The following is an 18014-nucleotide window of genomic DNA, read 5'->3' as shown; positions in this document are numbered from 1 at the left end:
TCAACACTCCCTTGAACTAATAACTTATCAATTTCTTTTTTCTCAAGCGGCGGAATACCGCTCTCACACGGAATACATTTTTTTTCACTTAATACTGTCATAGTTTTTTATTAGACTTCCTGCATAAGTCATCTTATAAAGAGGAATTTGAAGGAGACACTTCACCTCGAACCGCAGCGTACACAAGCGTACGTGAGGATTCGAGTACCAAATTGACGTACAAATTACCTTTAGAAGTGACTTATGCAGGAAGTCTATTCTATATCAAAGTTAAAATATTGATCTTTATAAGGCTCATCTTCAAGTGTATAATGCCACCACTCAATCTGACATGCTTTAAAATTATGTTTTTGCATCTTAGAACGTAAATAATTACGTTTTTCTAAATATTGCTTATCAATTAATTTACTGTCATGATGTGAAGCTTCATCAAATAGATCAAAAGAAGTATACATATCTACCGTATTATCATCTAAATAGGATATAACACGTTCATCTTTCAATTTTCTCTTAATGACTTCATGGTTATTATTAACTTCCTTCTGAAGCTTTATTATTGATAAATCTACAGTACTACCCCTACTATGACTGGATCTTTCAGCTATATAACCTAGTGTAAAACATTTAGACTTATCTATATATGGGTAAAAGCTTTCCTTATTTTTTTGATCAATATTATCTTTGCTCCATCTTAAAAAATGTTGTACAGACTTTTTGCGGTCTATATGCATCATATATAATAAGTGAATAACCATCTTTTTTTATCTCAGCTTGTACTGCTTTAAGAGCCTTAGCAGCTTCTATGGTTAAAATTGCTTCCGGTGCTTTATAACCATCTACCTTTTTACCAACAAAATTTTCATCTGAATAATAACGCATATTTTGAATAATTGTAGGGTCGATATCTTTCAGATACACGAACCCTTTAGGTAAGGATTTAGCATATATTGGAAGAAAGCTCATAAATATACTTGTTAAAATCAATTTCATAAAATGCTAGGTTCTGTGCACTTTTGATTAATGATTATAATTATGAGATATTTTTAAGCGAAAATTAATAAGATTTTTGAAGGAATAGTTATTCATATTTCAAAAAAATCTGATAATTTGCAGCTAAAAAGAGCAATAATTATGATTATTCTATTAAAAGTGCACAGGACCTAGGCTTTGCAAAGGTTTTTAATTGATTTGTTATTTTGAGATATTTTTTAGTGCAAATCAAATCTTTTTAGAGATCTTCACAGAACCTAATATAAAATAGACTTCTTGTATAACCTCTTTCTAAAGGTAATCCAGTACTTGAATCATCACATAGATTTGATACGTTCCGGTTCTGTGTTCCGTGCATCTTTTAAATCCCTCTTTATAAGATATGTTATACAAGAAATCTAATATTTGGTATTGTTAACTAAAGAGAGATAATAGTAAAAAACTCAATGTCATCCAGTGATTTATTACATAGTACCGGACAATTTCTATTCTATGTCATTCCCACGAAGCATTGTTGCGTGGACCGGTAAAACCCACTGTGTCACCCCGTGGCTTGCTAACTAGGTCCATAAAAACAATAAAAAATACTAATAATTTTAGTATTTTTAACTGGATCCCGTGGTCAAGCCACGGGATGAGACAGCGGTAAAATCGATCCACACGGACAATGCCTTGCAAGGATGATATCGAGGTCTTTTCAAAAACTGTCCTGTACTATAGATTTATTCACAGGATCCAAAAAAAATACCTAAACATCTAGTATTTTTAGTTGTTTTACTGGATCTAGTTCCCAAGCCACAGGATGACATCTCTCTTTAGTAAGCAATACCTAATTATTTATATATTTATCTTATACAAAATTTTATTAAAAACTATGGAATTATTAACAAAATAATTTGTAGCAAAAAGTAATTTAATTAGCTTTAAAATTTATTTTGTTAACAGTTCTATAGTAAACTCAACCCAATTTTGTGACAGACAGGAGGATATTAAATAGACGAGACGATAAACAACGAAGCACAAAGTTCAAATCAGTTTAATATAGAACTTTCAAAAAGATGAATGAATGGTAGCGAGGGAGGGATTTGAACCCCCGACACACGGATTATGATTCCGTCGCTCTAACCAACTGAGCTACCCCGCCAAGGGAGAAGTGTTTATATAATTGATCATAGGCGTTGTCGTATAGGCTTGTTTATGTCATTCCCGCCTACGTGGGAAGGCATTGTTGCGTGGACTTTATCCGTCATTGCGAGGAAATTGCATAGCAATTGACGAAGCAAGGAAGAAAAAAAATTCTGTAAATCAGAATTTTTTTATTATTTTTCTAGATTGCCGCGTCGCTTCGCTCCTTGCAATGACGATTTGGCATCCACGCAACAATAACAATAGCCAATATCTTAACGTTTAGAGAATTGTGTTTTCTTACGTGCTTTACGTTGTCCGTATTTCTTACGCTCTACTACCCTAGAATCACGTGTTAAAAGACCGCCTTTACGCAAAATAGCATGAAAATCCGGAGCAGATTTATCCAAAGCTTTAGAAATTCCATGTAAAATAGCACCTTTTTGTCCTGAAATTCCTCCACCTCTAACAGTACAAATTACATCATACTGATCAATAGTTTTTGTTAAGACAAACGGTTGTAAGATAGTTTTCACATAAGTTTCAGAAGGAAAATACTGGTCTATTGTTTTTTTATTAACAACTATTTTTCCTTTTCCTACTTTAAGCCATACTCGTGCTATAGCATTTTTTCTTTTACCTGTAGCATAAAACTTGCCTGAATTATCTATTTTTTCTTTAGGAGTTTTTAATACCGGTTTTAAAAGCTCTTTAGTTAACTGCTTTTCTACTTTTTCTGTTTTAATTTTTAACTCGGTCATATTCTATTACTTTTTATTTTTTGGATTTTGGCTTGCAAAATCATAAACAGTGGGTTGCTGTGCCATATGAGGATGATCACCATTTGCATAAACATACAAATTACTCATTTGCTTAGCACCTAAAGTATTTCTTGTAATCATTCTTTTTACGGCCATTTTAATAACTCTCTCAGGGTGTTTACCGCTTAAGATTTTACCTGCCGTAGTATCTTTTATCCCACCTGGAAATCCTGTATGTCTGTAATATATTTTTCCGTCTTTGGGATTCGCTTTTTTACCTGTTAATTTTACATGCTCTGCATTTATTATGATTATATTATCACCACAATCTAAATGAGGCGTAAAGCTAGGCTTATGCTTACCGCGTAGCATATTAGCAACTCTGCTAGCGAGTCGTCCTAGTACAATATTTTTTGCGTCTATGACCCACCATTTCTTTTCAATTTCTGATGGCTTTGCCGAGTAAGTTTTCACAATAGTATCTATTTTAATTAGAATTTAAAATTAAAGAATCAAGAAATATATTTAATAGCATTAATACCCGCTATCTGTCAAGTTAAATATAATTTATTTACTTCCGAATATTATTTTTCTATCGGTAGAAAAATATAAATTATTATTTGCCATTAGCCCATAATAACGAATATTTTTTATAATTTTGACAATATTAGGTATCATGTTTAATCCATTATTATCAACATCAAAACTATATAAAACACCGTTAACGGAAATAACATTTAAACTTCGCTTATTGTTATTATCAACTCCAACAAAAGGTACTAAAAAAGTAGCAGATTTTAGTTTCTTAGGATCTTTTCCATCATTTAAATCAGCTACAAACTTTACTTTCCCTGTTTCAGGATTAAATGCTGCTATTTGTCTAGCATTATTTGTTACAAATAGGCTATTACCGATTAAAGACATTGATTGAATATCCTCGGCATTTACCTGCCAGATCACACTACCGGTTGCTATATTAAGCTTAATAAGCTTACCAAGACCGGTTGCTATATACAGATTCATATTATCATGAACGGGAGTACATAAAATACTTGATTCGTCAAAATTCGGTATAGCTGTACGATCATTAAGATTTGCAAACTCAAAATTCCATTTTACTTCACCGTTTTTTATATTTAAGGCAAGTACTTGACCTGAATTATAAGTTACTATTACATTATCATGCTGTACTATCGGCGTCATAAAATAACTAGCAGATAAAACTTCCGCTAGGCTTTCATGTTCCCATACGGTTTTTAAAGTTTCTGCATTTAAAGCAATAGTTTGATTACTGATAGTTTGCACTAAGACAGTATTATCATCTAGCACAATAGGCTTAATTCTAATAATATCCGGAAGTTCTTTTCTAATTATTTCATAACCTGATTTTGCATCTAGTACTACTAACAGCCTTGAACCGTATGTTACGTATAATTTTCCGTTATGGTGCAAAATTCCGCCGCCTATATAATTATCTTTTTTATGTCTACTTAAATTATAAGACCAAATAATCTTATTTTTCTCTATAGAAAATGCAGAAATATTCGATCTAATATCTAATGCATAAATCATATCGCCTATAAAAATCGGCTCAGTAATTGTTTTGCTTCTAGCAAAACTATACTGTTTATTCTTAAGCATATTTGCATTAAATGTATATATATTTGCATTAGAATCTAAATATATAGGCTCATTAGTCTGAATTGCTAATTTAGGAGTCAACTCAACAATATTTTTTACCCTTTTTGGTCCAAGCCCGTTACATGAAATTAAAATAAAAGGTAACAACAGAAGTACTATTTTTTTTGTCATATTTTTCCTTAAATACAAATTATTATTTATTTAAATTTACAAGCAATGCTTTAGCCTGATCTTTTATTAGATCAGATACATTATTTGAAATTAATAAATTTTTTAGATTTTTTTCTGCTTGCGGTTTCATATTATTCTTAATATCCCACATAGCTTTTATGATAATTGCCGTAGCCCAAAAAGGTTTTTTCTCGTCATCAAAATAGTTTAAATATTTTGTCAATTTTTCTTTATCTTGAATATCTAGATTTTGATCATCAATAACAAGACCACACCATGAAATACGTGCATAAGAAGTAGAAATTTCGGAATATTCTTTATTTTCAATAATTTTATTAAGCAGGTCTTTCGCTTCTGAATATTTTTTTTCCGAAATCTTTATGGCTACTTGTTCTAATGCAGCTATTTCTTTTATTTTAGTATTACTAGTAGTAACTAAATTCTCTAAAGTATTAAAAGCTAATTCTTCATTATCTTTTGTTGCTTCTAAACCAACAGTCTTAACAAGAATATCTCCATTTTTTTGGTTATTTTTAACTCTTTTATCTTTATTATTATTAATAACAACCATTATAGTAATAGCTATTATAGAAATGATTATTATTATAGGTAAAAGCTTTTTGAAAAAAATTAACCTTTTTTCTTCATTTTGATCACTCAGTACTTCATCCAAAATATCAGTCATATTTTATTATTTTTATTTATTTTTACAGCCAAATTTAATCTTAGCATCTTCTGCCATTTTCTTGGATACGGCAGTTCTATTAGTTGGAAATTCCTTATCAAGCTTAGCAAGCATATTACAGGCTTCTGTCGTCTTTTTTAGCTCGCCTAAGGAAAGTGCTAACTTCAATAACCCATCGGAAGATTTTGCTCCTTTCGGCGACTCTTTATAGCCTTTTAAATAGTTAACCGCTGCTCCGTTATAGTCTTTTTGTTTAAAAAAGCATTCCCCATACCAGAAATAAGCATTACTAATTAGCAAACTGTTAGGATATTTTTGGATAAAATTTTTAAACTTATCTTTTGCTTCAGTAAGTTTATTATCTTTATAAACAGCAAGAGCCAAATCGTAAGCTTGCTTATCAGGAGCTATATCCTTATTAACCGCAATAGGTTTTTTAGGAGCATTATCTGGCATATCTTTAAGCAAAGCTATATCAAAAACATCTTGTTTTTTTGAATCACCGGCTTCTAAAACTTCAGTATTTTCTTCTTGATTTAGAATATTTGAGTTCTGCGTTAGCATATCAATTTTATGCTGTAAAACCTCAACTTTACCGATTAACCTTCTGATTTCTTGTTCCTGTTCATCTAGTCTATTTTCAAAATCATTATTTGCTGCATATTTTAAAGGCTTTCCTTTAATAGTTTCGCTTTCTCCAAAAGAAAACATAGAAAATAAAAAAGTAAATAATAAGATAATAAGCTTCATATATTTATTAAAAATTTATAATTTTTTTATAATACCAAAAAATTTTTAATATTCCACACAATTTTTTATATTTCGGAATTACCTAAAAAGGTGCTTTTGTTTTATACAACACTTAATAAAGACCTTATTGTCATTCCCGCGTAGGCGGAAATCCAGTAAAACATATAAAAAACTTATTTTTATATGTTTATTTTATCAAGTATGTAATTTTTACCAATATATAAGACAATTTTTCTGGATTCCCGCCTACACGGGAAGGCGTTGTTGCGTGGACCAACTTCACCTCTGTCATCCCGTGGCTTGACCACGGGATCCAGTTAAAAATACTAAAATTATTAGTATTTTTTGTTGTTTTTATGGACCCCGTGGTCAAGCCACGGGGTGACACAGTGGGTTTTACCGATCTACGCAACAATACCACGCGGGAATGACATATAGGCATTCTATCTCAAACAATTCTTTTTAGGCAATGTTTATATCTCTATACTACCATCATATGTAAAAGTTATTGTTATGGTGGTACCTTCATTTATCTTACTTTGCAAATCAAATTTACCGTTCATAAGTTCAACCAGCTTTTTAGTAAGCGGCAGCCCAAGCCCGGTACCTTCATATTTTCGACTAAGCTTACTATCAATTTGACCGAACGCCGATAAAGTTTTTGGGATATCTTTTTCCTCAATACCGATACCAGTATCTATAACTTTTATATATACTAATTTTGCTAACTCATCTTTTTCAAGTGCAATAGTAACACTTCCTCCGGAATTTGTAAATTTCACGGCATTTGATAAAAGATTTAAGAATACTTGTTTTAGCCTCTTTGGATCAGCTTTTATAACAACATGTTCTTTCGGTAATTTACTAATTAAAGCTACTTCGGCTTGATCGGCACGAGGCTTAACAAGTATCAACGAAGAACTAATTAATTTATTTAAATCAAGATCTATGCTATCTACTTTTAATTTATCGGCAGAAGCTTTAGAAAGATCTAAAATATCATTAATCATACTAAGCAAATGTTTACCAGCATCATTTATATCTTTAATATAATTTTTACTTTTTTCTGCATCTCTTTCCGACATAAGAATTTCCGAAAAGCCTATTATAGCATTAAGTGGTGTACGCAATTCATGACTAATATTAGCAAAAAACTTTGTATTTGAAGATCTGGTTTTTTCTACTTTTACTATTTGATCTTTTAAATTTCTATTTGTTTCAAGCTGCTCCTCAATAATTTGTCTAGCATAGTTAGTATTACTAATAATTATAGTGCAGAATATTATAAAAATAATGATAAAAGTTATAAAAACTTTTTGCTCAAGAGAGGTTATATTTTGCCACTGGCTGGTAATATTAGTATTAATCTCAAATACTGCATCTACGGGAAAATCTAAATTATTATCTATAACAGGGATATAGCTAGTAACAAAAGAAGCTTCTTCCACTGTTAAATCACTTTCATTTTCTATTACTACCCTTGGTAATAATATATGACTTGTAATACCTTCAAAAGCATCCCGAAGCGGAGCTTTTGAAGTAAAGGATTTCAAAAAAAATTTATCGATTTTTGCAGTAAATATCTCAACCAAGCTATCATCTTTATAATTGTCTACACTATACATATGTAACATATTACTAGTGATGAATTTATTACCTTTGAGATCGTAGAGAGAAATATTAATATTAAGATTGGTGAACCATTGAGCGGTAATCTTTGCAAAATTAATAAAATCTTGATCTTGTAATAGTTTTAAATAATCGAATTTATGTAATTTACTGATTACGTTCTGATGAGTATTCCAAATATTATCAGTGTAAAGTTCCACAATTTTAGTATGTTCCAAAGCCACTTGTTTTACTATCATTTCTTTTATCATAAAATAACGATAAAACATCATATTTATGACAATATTAAGAAATAATATAATAAATGACAATCTTACTATATACTTATTATGGTTCATTACGAGACCTAGTAGTTATTTTTAGCTCAAGTCATCCTATGGCTTGCCTCTCTACTGTACGAACGTTCAGTATGTCATTCCCGCGTAGGCGGGAATCCAGTCACCTTTAATGTCATACCGCGAGCTTGTAGCGGTATCTCAGGACTCAGTCTGTAATAATAAGATCCCGTGGCCAAGCCGCGGGATGACAGGAGGAAAATCGAACCATGCAGCAAAACCTAGAATGACATTATCCTCTCTACTTATCTTCTTGTTTAACTTTCTCTTTCGTTTCCAGTTTCTTATTAATAATCAACCCTGTAATTACATCATAAGCACGAGCAAATTGATAATCTTTTTTGTATAATTCTGATAATTCATTCTCTTCTTGTTTATTATTTTTGGCTTTTGTTTCTTTTTTGCTATCTTTATTTTTAGATGAATTATCTTTATTTTTTTCATTATCATTCTTTAAGTAATTTTTTAAAGAACTTTCTGAAAAACGCTTATCTATTTTTTTCACCTCAGGATATTCGACTTTTGCCGGCTCAATTAAAATATCAGGCTCTATTCCTTCTGCCTGAATAGAACGACCACTTGGGGTGTAATATTTAGATATAGTGAGTTTTACGGCAGCCCTAGAATTGATTTGCGTTAAAGCCTGAACTGATCCTTTACCAAAAGACTTAGTGCCAAGTATTATTGCTCTTTTATGATCTTGCAAAGCTCCGGCAACTATTTCCGAGGCAGAGGCAGAATTACCGTTTATTAAAACTATCATAGGTACTTTGGGAGCTTTTAACGAAAACTCATTTGCTTTAGTTTCGCTATTACTTGATGTAGTTCTACCTTTTGTTGTTACAATTACACCGGAATCAATAAAATAATCACTAACGGCAATAGCTTGATCTAGTATACCTCCAGCATTATTACGTAAATCTAGAATTATACCTTTTAGGTCATCTTTACTTTCAGTTTTTAACTTCTTTACTGCTGCCTTCAGCTCAGAAATTGTTGACTCATTAAAAGTAGTTATACGTATATATGCAATATTATTTTTTTCTAAATGTGCTTTTATCGGCTTGATTTTTACTATTTCGCGAGTAAGCTCTAGCTCTTGCGGTTTTGCCTCTTCTTCCTTAATTATCAACAATTTAACCTTAGTACCAGGCGTACCACGCATCTCTTTTATAGCTTTATTAGGTCCAAGCGTAGAGACTAACTCGTCATTCACGCCTACTATATAATCCCCGCCTTTAAGCCCTGCTTTGAAAGCCGGCAAATCGTCAATAGGCGATATTATCTTAATCGCTCCGCTATCATACATTATTTCAACACCGATTCCGCCGAATTCACCTTTTGTAAAAGTAAAAATATCTTCTAAATCCTCATCGGTATAATAGCTTGAATGAGGATCAAGCGAGTTTAACATACCGTTAATTGCCTCATCTATCATTTTTTGCCTATCGGGTACCTGTACGTAATCCTTTTCAATACGTTCAAATACGTCTTGAAATTGCTTATAAGCTTCCTGATTTGATATTTTATTTTCAGTTTCTTTTTCTTCTTCTGCAAATGCGCAAATAGAATTTATAATAAAAAATAGTGTTATAATTAAACGTAATAACATAATACTCCAAATATGTGTGTGTTTTGTCACCCTGTGGCTTGACTACGGGGTCTTAGGACACAGCCTGTGATACAAGATCCCGTAGTCAAGCCACAGGGTGACATTAAGGACGCTCGCAATGACGCCTTGTCTTAAATATCCAACTCGTTAATAATCTTATCCATTTTAACTAAAGCCTGTTCATAAATAAATTGAAATCTTTTTTCCGGCTTTTTACCCATTAAATCATCTACTATTTTATCGACATTTTGAAAATCTTCTAAAGTTACTTTTAAAAGCGATCTTTTTTCCGGATGCATAGTAGTTTCCTTTAATTGTGCAGGCATCATTTCGCCGAGACCTTTAAACCTACCTACTTCAATTTTAGCTTTACTAGCTTTCGATAATTTATCCGTTAACCTAGCTTTTTCCTCTTCATCGTCTGCATAATAAGTTTTATTAGACTGCGTTAAACGATAAAGCGGAGGCTTAGCTAGATATAAATGCCCCTCTTCTACCAATTTTGGCATTCGTAAAAAAAAGAAAGTCATTAATAACGAAGCTATATGAGCACCGTCAACATCTGCATCAGTCATAATAATTATTTTTTCATAACGCAAATTTTCTTCTTTATAATTCTTTAAACTACCGCAGGCAAGAGCTATTTCTAAATCTTGTATTGCTTGATTATTAACGATTTTCTCAAGCGTAGAACTCGCAACATTTAGAACTTTACCCCATAGCGGTAGTACTGCTTGCGTTTCTCTATTACGAGCTTGTTTTGCAGAGCCTCCTGCCGAATCACCTTCTACAATAAATAATTCCGTCCCTTCAGGTGAAGTTCGTGTGCAATCAGCAAGTTTACCGGGTAAACGTAATTTTTGAGTGGCATTTTTACGGGAAATATTTTTTTCGTTTTTCTTACTTATTCTAAACTCAGCAATAGCAATTACATGCTCAAGTAAATTAGTAGCTAAAGCTTTATCGCTACTAAGGAAGTGGTCAAAATGATCTTTTATTATATTCTCAACCGGTTTACTTACACCGTTTGACACTAATTTTTCCTTAGTTTGTCCTTGAAAAGACGGCTCAGCTATAAAAATAGAAAGTACGACGCTTGCGGTTTCTAAAATATCCTCAATAGTTAGATTAGCAGCTTTTTTATTTCCTATCATTTCACCGTATGCTTTAAGCCCACGTAAAATAGCCGACTTAAGACCTTGCTCATGCGTTCCTCCTTGAGGAGTCGGAACAGTATTACAATATGATTGAATAAATGCCGAGTTATCATTATTTTGCCAACAAATCGCCCATTCAAGTTTTATCTCGTCCGGCGTAGACTCTATATTACCTGAAAAAATTTCCGGAATAATTAAATTATCTAAAGTTATTTTTGAACTTAAATAATCTTTTAAACCGTTCGGGAAATTTATTAATGCCTTTTTAGGTATATCTGACGGTACTTCTACTTCGCATTCCCATTCTATAGTAACACCGCGATATAAATAAGCTTTTGACCTTGCAAGCTCGTAAATCTTTTTAGGATTAAAATGTAATTTTTCACTAAAAATTTCTGGATCTGGAGTGAAATTTATTGATGTACCTCTTAGCCTTTTAGATGCTTCTTCACATATTAAATCAGTTAATTTTTCTCCTTTAGAATAACTTTGGCTATATAATTTACCTTGTTTATAAACCTTTATTTCTAAATGTTTAGATAAAGCATTTACTACCGATATTCCAACACCATGCAATCCGCCTGCAGTATGATAAACATTATTTGAGAATTTACCTCCTGAATGAAGAGTAGTTAAAATTACTTCTAAAGCTGATTTGTCAGGAAATTTAGGATGATTATCAATAGGAATACCGCGACCGTTATCAAATATAGTAATACTATGATCTTGATGCATTTTTATCGTGATGATACTTGCAAAGCCGGCGACTGCTTCATCCATAGCATTATCCAGCACCTCAGATACTAAATGATGCATAGCATTTGAATCAGTACCCCCAATATACATCCCCGGTCTTTTACGAACAGGCTCAAGGCCTTCTAATACTTCAATATCTTTTGCACTATAGTTATTATCGACTAGCTTATTTTTCTTTTCTTTGTTAAAGCTGAATAAATCGCTCATATATTAGAGATTTAATTAATTATTTTCTTTCCTAAATTAAACTATTTAATATAGAAAAGCAATTAAGCTTTAAAGAAATTGTTAGTATTGTTGTATGGAGCGAATTCCATATGTCACCCCGTGGCTTGACCACGGGGTCCATAAAAACAATTAAAAAAGACTGGATCCCGCTATACAAGCTCGCGGAATGACAATTATGCGAGCAATATTGTTAGTTATACCCCTTAGTTTTGATTAACATACAAGCTATGTTAGCGTTTCCTTGAGCTAACGCAATATCTAACGGATATTGGCATTCATCATTTAGAGTAGAGATTTTAATACCTCGTATGACCAAAAATTTTGCTAAATAGTAATTATCGTTATAAATAGCAGCAGTTAGTAATGTTTCACCGCTTCTACTTTTTTCTTGCAATATTGGATAAACGTCAAGTAACGCACGCAACCCAAAAAGATTGCTTCTATCAACTGCTCTAAAAGCATTATCTACTGCCTTACAATAAGATAGATTGGCATAAATATCTTTCTTTTTATTTATATCATTATCATATTTAATAAAACTCTCTACAACTTTTCTTCTTTCAGCACTTGCTATCCATTCTTCTTTCTTTTGGAACAGCTCTATATATGCATACATATCCATCTGCTCTAAAGTCGCTTGCTCTGTTAGTTTACCAAGAACTATATCATCATCAGGTAAAAGTAACATTTGTGTTTCATCTTTAACGAATTTTGTTATCGATTCCGAGGTTTCATTATTCACCTTATTATCTTGTTTTTGAATCGTGACATTTGGAGTACTTACCGGAGGTGATTTCTCTTGATTATTTGTAGTTTTATTATTATTGACTTGCTTCTCTAAAGTCTGAGGTTGATTCGGCTTCACTACAACAACTGGTATAAGCGGAGTATTCCAATCTTGTTTTTTTGGGACATCTGAAACAGCAACAAATGTCTCTTGCGAGTTATTTATTTCCGCCGAAGAATCAGTTGTAGGAACTACTTTAGACGGAGTAGTAACGGGTGTATTTGGGCTAGGAGGTGTTATAGGCTGTGTAGAAGGTTGATTTGTAGGCATTACCGGAGGTGCAGGTACATTACTAGGTACTGCTGGAGTTTCTGCAGGAGGTACCGTTGTCGGCATAGTACTAGGGGTAGTAGTAGTATCTTGGATTACCGGCGGGCTAACCACAGACGGAGAAACAGCTGGCATATTAGGTATAGATTGCGGTGCTATCGGTGCTACGCTTTCTTCCTCTTTATTAGCCTCAGGCGGAGGATTAAGCGGAATAGGCCTATGCACAGGCGGCAAATTGGTTGGTTTATATATTTGCACCGGTCGCTGCGGAGGCACTACATAACTTCCTGCTTGAGCCGGAGGCATAGATACTATCGGTCTCAGTACATTAGGAGCTATAATATTAGAAGCTAAATTTGTATCTTTATGCTCATTAGAAGCAACTTCTTCCTCATGTATTTCATTACTTGTAGCACTAGGTAACTTTGCACTACCAATATCTATAAAAGGTTCAGATGTTTCCGATTCATTAGGTTCTTGTTGGGTAACTTGTATATCCGGTGTGTTATCATGAGAAGCTAAATTTGTACTATTTTCATGTTCATTACTTGCGGTGACACTAGGCAACGCCGTATTACCGGTATCTATAAAAGGTTCAGACGCATCAGCTTCAGTATGCTCTTGTGAAGCTAGCTTTGGCTCTTCTTGAGGAGCTGATTTAGTTTGTTCATTTGGCTGTTTAGGGGGGATATTTTTCTTTTTTGATTTACTAAAAAATTGCTTAAATTTATCAAAAAAAGAAATATCGGAATTAGAGCTAACATCCTTATCTTTAGTATCTATTTCGGCAGCCGGTAATGATGGCGGTAAGGGCGGAGGCGAAGCATAACTTTGCACTGCAACCAATAACAGATTGATAAAAAATAATATCTTACATAATTTATTTAACATGATAATTCCTTATTTATCCTGTCATACCGTGGCTTGACCACGGTATCCAGTAAAATTGACTACTACAAGTTGTTTGCATGGACCTAGTTACAAGCCACGGGGTGACAATAATTCACTCTCCTACCTCTTACTATTCTGCACCAATTTTTTTATTTCAAATTCTACTAACTCTTTAACAAGTACAGGTAGATTTTTATCAAGCCAAGCTTTAAGTTCCGGTTTTAACATCTGGACGACTAATTCTTCAAGTGCATTTTTAGATGAGATATTATTATCCAGCTTTTTATCTTTAATAGTATCGGTAAAATTTTTAAAAATATTACCTACCGCTTCAGCAGATTTAGTTGATATTAACTTTTCTTCCTCATCTTGATTTACTATTTCCGTTAGCTCTAATATATCTTCATCTTCACTATCATTTTCATAAATAGGATTTTTACGATCGTTAATTACTCCTTTAATCGATTTTAATATGTCTTCTACAGACATATCTTGGTTCTTTTTATTTTCCTTACTCACATTAAAAACCTATAAACATTTTCTTTTTAATAGTCTTAAACTCTTCTTCAGGACTAAAATATTTTACTTTAAGTTTTAAACTTTGAGCCGTTAGCTCGCCGGTTAATAATTTCATTTGATATGCCGCAAGTACTGAATTCTTATACGCATCCACACGAGTTATTTTTGCTTCATACAATTTTTGCTCAGCATCTAAAACATCGAGTATAGTTTTGGAGCCGACTATTTCCTCTTGCACCGTACCGTCATATGATATTTGTGCGGCCTCCACACCTTGATTAGCTGCAACAATACGAGATTTTGCCGCTTCAAATCCTTCCCACACGCTTACAACACCCGCTTGTGTCTGCTTTATCGCACTTTCAAGCTGAACTGCACTATTTCTTGTTTGGTTTTTAGCTGATCTGATTCTTGAATATTGAGCTCCTCCTTCAGGATAAATAGGAATATTTACCGAAAGAATAGTAGTATAGCTTTTATTGTTTATATTTTGAACAACTGGATCTTGTGGATTATAGTTAGTTCTACCTGATTGCAACTTTACGCTTACTTGCGGCAATAATTTTCCTTTCTGCACCATTTCCAAAGCTTTCGCCGAAGTTACATTATGTCTTGCCGAATCAATATCAGGATTTAACTTAGCGGCTTTTCTTGTTAACTCATCTAATGAAGCAGGTAATCTATCAGGTAAATTAGGCATAGTTATATCAGTAGCATCTATTCCGAATACTCTAATAAAGTTTGCTTTTTTTCCTTGAAAATCGGCATAGGCAACTAGTTTATTTGTTTCTGCCGCTGCAAGCCCTGCTCTTGCAGTTGCCATATCTATTACCGTTGCTTCCCCTAGTCTTAATTTCTCTTCAACAGTGTTAACTTGTTGTATGTTAGTACGAACCCTACTTTCAGAAATATCATATTTCTCTTTGCTCTCAAAACAATCAAGATAAGCAGTTATTAAATTTAATAATATTTTTTGTTCGCCAGCATAATATTCGCCTCGTGACGTTCTAAACCCTGATTGAGCAGCTTTAAGAGCCGCAACACTAGAACCACCGCTAAATAATGATTGCTCAATTGTTAATGCACCTTGATTGCTATCTGTCTCTCTTGGAGTAAGACCAAGCCTATCTGCATATTTTTTATTATATTTGGTTTTACTATTACTTCTTTCAATCTTTATTCCGGCACTAGGCATAAATCCTGAGAAAGCTTGAGGGAACTGCTCAATCGCATTCAAAAACTTAATTCTAGCAGCTTTCAGATCCTCATTATTCTTATATCCTTCAGTTAAAGCTTCCTGCAAATCAACAGCGACAGCCGAACCGGTTAGTAATAATGTGATAATAAATGTAGTTAATTTACGCATAATTTTTTGAATAATTGATAATATGTTAGTTAGATTAGTTTAATCTTTCAAGAATATACCTATATCCCAATAAAACAATATAAATCTATTGTAGCAATGTTAACACGTAATATAACAAAAATTAATCTCAAGGGCAATGATAACTATTTTACATTTTATTTTACGGTTATAAAGCTTTAAGATTAATTAATATTTGGTAACAAAATAATAAATTTTATGTCTATAATTGATTTTTCTAGTTTCAGCGGATTAAATAAAGAACAACAAGAAGAACTACAAAGACTTTTAATAAAATTAAACGGTTTTATAAAATCTTTGAAAATGAATGTAAAAGATTTAGAAGATCATTTATTTTATATTTTACAAAATTCTTTAAATGAATTATCTCACACTGAAAATATCGATATAGAGAAAATAGAAAAACTTTTTAATAGGGCAATCCAAGAATCTCTAGCTACTTTATCTGAAGCACTTGAGAAAGCATATCAAGAACAGTTAAAAACAAAAGATATCTTTTTATTTGATGGAATTATTGTAGAAAAATGTTTAAACGTTTTAGAACAAGTTTTAAAATTTCAGCAAGAATTAGATAAACTCTATCCTGGAGCTTCTAAAAAAATTATAGAATCATTAGAAAATATATTAGTCGGGGTTATATCCACTCAAATACCGATGCTTGGAATATTTATACAAACAAGCGGAATACTTGAAAAAGTAAATAATCTTATTGACTCTGAAAAACTATTGCCAAAAATAACAAAACTGCATAATGATATAAAAGAAATAAGGGAAGAAGCTAAATCTAATGAGAAGCTTGAAAACATGTATGAAAAAGCCAAGAACATTGCTGCAATTTCAGAAATATCAAAAGAACCGCCTCAAAAAATTATTGAAATAGCAAATAAAAACCCTAATAACCAAGCTTCACTAGAGAATGCTGCAAAAGCTGCTAAAGCTATACCAAAAAACAAAGATGAAGTAGAAGAAAAAATAGCAGAACTAAAAAGTAATATTGAAAATGCAATTCCGCATATAAATATTGACAAATTAAACTCTGTAAAGAATACTATTTCGGATAATCTAAATGAAGCTAAAACAGAATTATTAAAAGTATTAAATCCAGAAGCTTCTTTTGGCGAAAAGATAGAATCCTTATGTAAAGCCGTAGAAAAAGCTATGGAAATTGCAAGTGACATAAAAAAAATAGTAGGAGTAATACCAGGAAGTAAAGAACTCGGAAATGTTATAAGTCTAACAATAAAAACTAACTTATTACCGTCTCCGGTCTTAGCAGTTGCAAAGCTAGCTCCTGATATAGCTAACTTAGTTAATATAGGTAAAGCAGTAGTTACGATGCTTTCTAAAACACAAAACTTAACTCAACAACAAGGAAGAGCAAAATAGTGTCTAATTCTAATACTCATATTTTAATTGCTATAGGTTGCTTAGCATTATTATTAATATTTTTAATGTATAAGAAAATAGCAGCACGTAAAAAAAATATATTACCTACTGAAGGAGGTAATATTGATGATTCACCAAATGTTGCCCTTAATAGTCAAAAACCGGAAAATAAAAAGCTTACATTACAAGAAAGAATAGAATTATCTTGGAAATTCCTTTACGACATTACGGAAGTTATTTTAAATAAGTTCTCTAAAGAAGATGTTATTCAGGTGAATAAATGCGGTCAAGTTTTATTTGAAAACGGCGTTAGATATGAACATGTAGTCGATCTTGCAATCCCTCAAGTCAAATCTCATACTCAAGCAGTTGAACAAGAACAATCTAAAGGTAAAAAAGCCTTAGGGATGTAACTTTTTTCTTTAAAGCAGGTTTAAAATCAATACTTATATACTAATATAACTATTTAGGAATAAACTCTGATTAAGTTAGATTATAAAAGGCAGCATTCTTAGCTAAGTAGGTAAATTTTATTTAAACTATGTCTAGCATATATCTTGTTACTATATCGTTTAATAAAAGTAAGCAATTCTTACTAAAGGATTATGGAAAGACCTGGCATTTTCTTTATCTATAATATCTTGCGGGGTTTGCATGATTTTAAAGCTTGAGCGAAAAGCGGCCACATCTTCCAAAAAATCTTTAAGTTCCATAGTGGAATGCCAAGAATTTTCAGTAACTAAAAAAGTAAGGGACATAATAAAAGCAATATCACCGATTCTAACTTCACCAAGATTACGTAAATGAATTACATATACAAATACGCCTGTTAAATATACCCAATATACTAAGGATAATATTATACAAATAATTAAATCATATTTGTAATATCTTATTGTTAGAGGATTATGCACATTGTGGAAGTGTTGAGAGATAA

Annotated in this window: 18 protein-coding genes, 1 tRNA gene and 3 pseudogenes; 4 read left to right on the top strand and 18 right to left on the bottom strand. The window is 32.2% G+C overall.

All coding sequences use genetic code 11. The annotated features are described in order from the left end of the window. The 3 genes and pseudogenes from SB78_RS04010 to SB78_RS04000 all read right to left on the bottom strand — a co-directional run. Positions 1-101, bottom strand: a pseudogene (locus tag SB78_RS04010) (4a-hydroxytetrahydrobiopterin dehydratase); the annotation flags it as partial. Between the two features lie 204 nt (positions 102-305). Beyond that, positions 306-455, bottom strand: a pseudogene (locus tag SB78_RS10855) (M15 family metallopeptidase); the annotation flags it as partial. A gap of 220 nt (positions 456-675) precedes the next feature. Continuing rightward, positions 676-990 (bottom strand): M15 family metallopeptidase, encoded by a 315-nt coding sequence (locus SB78_RS04000; RefSeq protein ID WP_052458489.1) that lies wholly within the window; start codon positions 988-990, stop codon positions 676-678. 514 nt (positions 991-1504) lie between these two features. Here SB78_RS04000 and SB78_RS08055 point away from each other — a divergent pair. Continuing rightward, the gene (locus SB78_RS08055; RefSeq protein WP_081420941.1) at positions 1505-1639 is read left to right on the top strand and encodes a proline/betaine transporter; all 135 of its coding nucleotides are present in this window, start codon (positions 1505-1507) and stop codon (positions 1637-1639) included. A gap of 418 nt (positions 1640-2057) precedes the next feature. Here the strand turns inward: SB78_RS08055 and SB78_RS03995 are convergent. Beyond that, positions 2058-2134: transfer RNA gene (locus SB78_RS03995), tRNA-Met, on the bottom strand. Positions 2135-2218: 84 nt separating this feature from the next. On the opposite strand from SB78_RS03995, the gene SB78_RS10375 reads away from it, so the two are divergent. Next, positions 2219-2401 (top strand): hypothetical protein, encoded by a 183-nt coding sequence (locus SB78_RS10375; protein WP_206743493.1) that lies wholly within the window; start codon positions 2219-2221, stop codon positions 2399-2401. On the opposite strand, the gene rpsI is transcribed toward SB78_RS10375, so the two are convergent. The 13 genes from rpsI to SB78_RS03940 form a co-directional block, all read right to left on the bottom strand. Continuing rightward, the gene (gene rpsI / locus SB78_RS03990; RefSeq protein ID WP_041078838.1) at positions 2391-2876 is read right to left on the bottom strand and encodes a 30S ribosomal protein S9; all 486 of its coding nucleotides are present in this window, start codon (positions 2874-2876) and stop codon (positions 2391-2393) included. The two genes, SB78_RS10375 and rpsI, sit on opposite strands and share 11 nt — an antisense overlap. A gap of 6 nt (positions 2877-2882) precedes the next feature. Continuing rightward, complete coding sequence (rplM, locus tag SB78_RS03985) at positions 2883-3350, bottom strand: 50S ribosomal protein L13 (protein ID WP_041078837.1); 468 nt, start codon at positions 3348-3350, stop codon at positions 2883-2885. A gap of 93 nt (positions 3351-3443) precedes the next feature. Continuing rightward, complete coding sequence (locus SB78_RS03980; RefSeq protein ID WP_041078836.1) at positions 3444-4688, bottom strand: outer membrane protein assembly factor BamB; 1245 nt, start codon at positions 4686-4688, stop codon at positions 3444-3446. A gap of 22 nt (positions 4689-4710) precedes the next feature. Further along, positions 4711-5373 (bottom strand): DUF2659 family protein, encoded by a 663-nt coding sequence (locus SB78_RS03975; protein ID WP_041078835.1) that lies wholly within the window; start codon positions 5371-5373, stop codon positions 4711-4713. Between the two features lie 12 nt (positions 5374-5385). Continuing rightward, positions 5386-6123 carry a tol-pal system protein YbgF gene (gene ybgF / locus SB78_RS03970; RefSeq protein WP_041078834.1) on the bottom strand — a complete coding sequence of 246 codons (738 nt, stop codon included), beginning with the start codon at positions 6121-6123 and terminating at the stop codon, positions 5386-5388. Between the two features lie 187 nt (positions 6124-6310). Beyond that, positions 6311-6565 (bottom strand): hypothetical protein, encoded by a 255-nt coding sequence (locus SB78_RS10100; protein WP_199402765.1) that lies wholly within the window; start codon positions 6563-6565, stop codon positions 6311-6313. Positions 6566-6596: 31 nt separating this feature from the next. Next, positions 6597-8090: a sensor histidine kinase gene (locus SB78_RS03965; protein ID WP_041078833.1), complete on the bottom strand. Its 1494-nt coding sequence runs from the start codon at positions 8088-8090 to the stop codon at positions 6597-6599. A gap of 74 nt (positions 8091-8164) precedes the next feature. Continuing rightward, the gene (locus SB78_RS09680; RefSeq protein ID WP_158510098.1) at positions 8165-8305 is read right to left on the bottom strand and encodes a hypothetical protein; all 141 of its coding nucleotides are present in this window, start codon (positions 8303-8305) and stop codon (positions 8165-8167) included. Between the two features lie 23 nt (positions 8306-8328). Further along, positions 8329-9699, bottom strand: coding sequence for a S41 family peptidase (locus SB78_RS03960; protein ID WP_041078832.1), 1371 nt, complete (start codon positions 9697-9699; stop codon positions 8329-8331). Positions 9700-9830: 131 nt separating this feature from the next. Further along, positions 9831-11819: a DNA topoisomerase IV subunit B gene (parE, locus tag SB78_RS03955; RefSeq protein WP_041078831.1), complete on the bottom strand. Its 1989-nt coding sequence runs from the start codon at positions 11817-11819 to the stop codon at positions 9831-9833. A gap of 211 nt (positions 11820-12030) precedes the next feature. Further along, entirely contained in the window at positions 12031-13788 is a 1758-nt protein-coding gene (locus SB78_RS03950) for an ankyrin repeat domain-containing protein (protein ID WP_041078830.1), read from the bottom strand. A gap of 120 nt (positions 13789-13908) precedes the next feature. Beyond that, on the bottom strand, positions 13909-14307 hold the full coding sequence (locus SB78_RS03945; RefSeq protein WP_041078829.1) for a DUF2497 domain-containing protein: 399 nt from the start codon (positions 14305-14307) through the stop codon (positions 13909-13911). Between the two features lies 1 nt (position 14308). Beyond that, a complete protein-coding gene (locus SB78_RS03940; RefSeq protein WP_041078828.1) occupies positions 14309-15673 on the bottom strand; it encodes a TolC family protein in 1365 nt (454 codons plus the stop codon). Between the two features lie 216 nt (positions 15674-15889). Between SB78_RS03940 and SB78_RS10095 the strand changes: the two genes are divergently transcribed. Then, on the top strand, positions 15890-17077 hold the full coding sequence (locus SB78_RS10095; RefSeq protein WP_041078827.1) for a hypothetical protein: 1188 nt from the start codon (positions 15890-15892) through the stop codon (positions 17075-17077). After that, on the top strand, positions 17077-17490 hold the full coding sequence (locus tag SB78_RS03930; protein ID WP_041078826.1) for a DUF2660 domain-containing protein: 414 nt from the start codon (positions 17077-17079) through the stop codon (positions 17488-17490). The genes SB78_RS10095 and SB78_RS03930 overlap by 1 nt, the downstream gene beginning before the upstream one ends. A 159-nt stretch (positions 17491-17649) precedes the next feature. Here SB78_RS03930 and SB78_RS10850 read toward each other — a convergent pair. Beyond that, positions 17650-18014: pseudogene (locus tag SB78_RS10850) on the bottom strand (hypothetical protein); the annotation flags it as partial.

This window comes from Rickettsia asembonensis, from assembly GCF_000828125.2.
GTDB classification, from domain to species: domain Bacteria; phylum Pseudomonadota; class Alphaproteobacteria; order Rickettsiales; family Rickettsiaceae; genus Rickettsia; species Rickettsia asembonensis.
Note: the sequence above shows the minus strand (reverse complement) of the source record. Positions and strands in the feature narration are given on the sequence as shown.

What these genes read in the sequence shown, in the direction of transcription:
- SB78_RS04000 (WP_052458489.1), bottom strand. Translation starts at nt 990, where the DNA reads ATGAAATTGATTTTAACAAGTATATTTATGAGCTTTCTTCCAATATAT.
- rpsI (WP_041078838.1), bottom strand. Translation starts at nt 2,876, where the DNA reads ATGACCGAGTTAAAAATTAAAACAGAAAAAGTAGAAAAGCAGTTAACT.
- SB78_RS03980 (WP_041078836.1), bottom strand. Translation starts at nt 4,688, where the DNA reads ATGACAAAAAAAATAGTACTTCTGTTGTTACCTTTTATTTTAATTTCA.
- SB78_RS03975 (WP_041078835.1), bottom strand. Translation starts at nt 5,373, where the DNA reads ATGACTGATATTTTGGATGAAGTACTGAGTGATCAAAATGAAGAAAAA.
- ybgF (WP_041078834.1), bottom strand. Translation starts at nt 6,123, where the DNA reads ATGAAGCTTATTATCTTATTATTTACTTTTTTATTTTCTATGTTTTCT.
- SB78_RS10100 (WP_199402765.1), bottom strand. Translation starts at nt 6,565, where the DNA reads ATGCCTATATGTCATTCCCGCGTGGTATTGTTGCGTAGATCGGTAAAA.
- SB78_RS03965 (WP_041078833.1), bottom strand. Translation starts at nt 8,090, where the DNA reads ATGAACCATAATAAGTATATAGTAAGATTGTCATTTATTATATTATTT.
- SB78_RS03960 (WP_041078832.1), bottom strand. Translation starts at nt 9,699, where the DNA reads ATGTTATTACGTTTAATTATAACACTATTTTTTATTATAAATTCTATT.
- parE (WP_041078831.1), bottom strand. Translation starts at nt 11,819, where the DNA reads ATGAGCGATTTATTCAGCTTTAACAAAGAAAAGAAAAATAAGCTAGTC.
- SB78_RS03950 (WP_041078830.1), bottom strand. Translation starts at nt 13,788, where the DNA reads ATGTTAAATAAATTATGTAAGATATTATTTTTTATCAATCTGTTATTG.
- SB78_RS03940 (WP_041078828.1), bottom strand. Translation starts at nt 15,673, where the DNA reads ATGCGTAAATTAACTACATTTATTATCACATTATTACTAACCGGTTCG.
- SB78_RS10095 (WP_041078827.1), top strand. Translation starts at nt 15,890, where the DNA reads ATGTCTATAATTGATTTTTCTAGTTTCAGCGGATTAAATAAAGAACAA.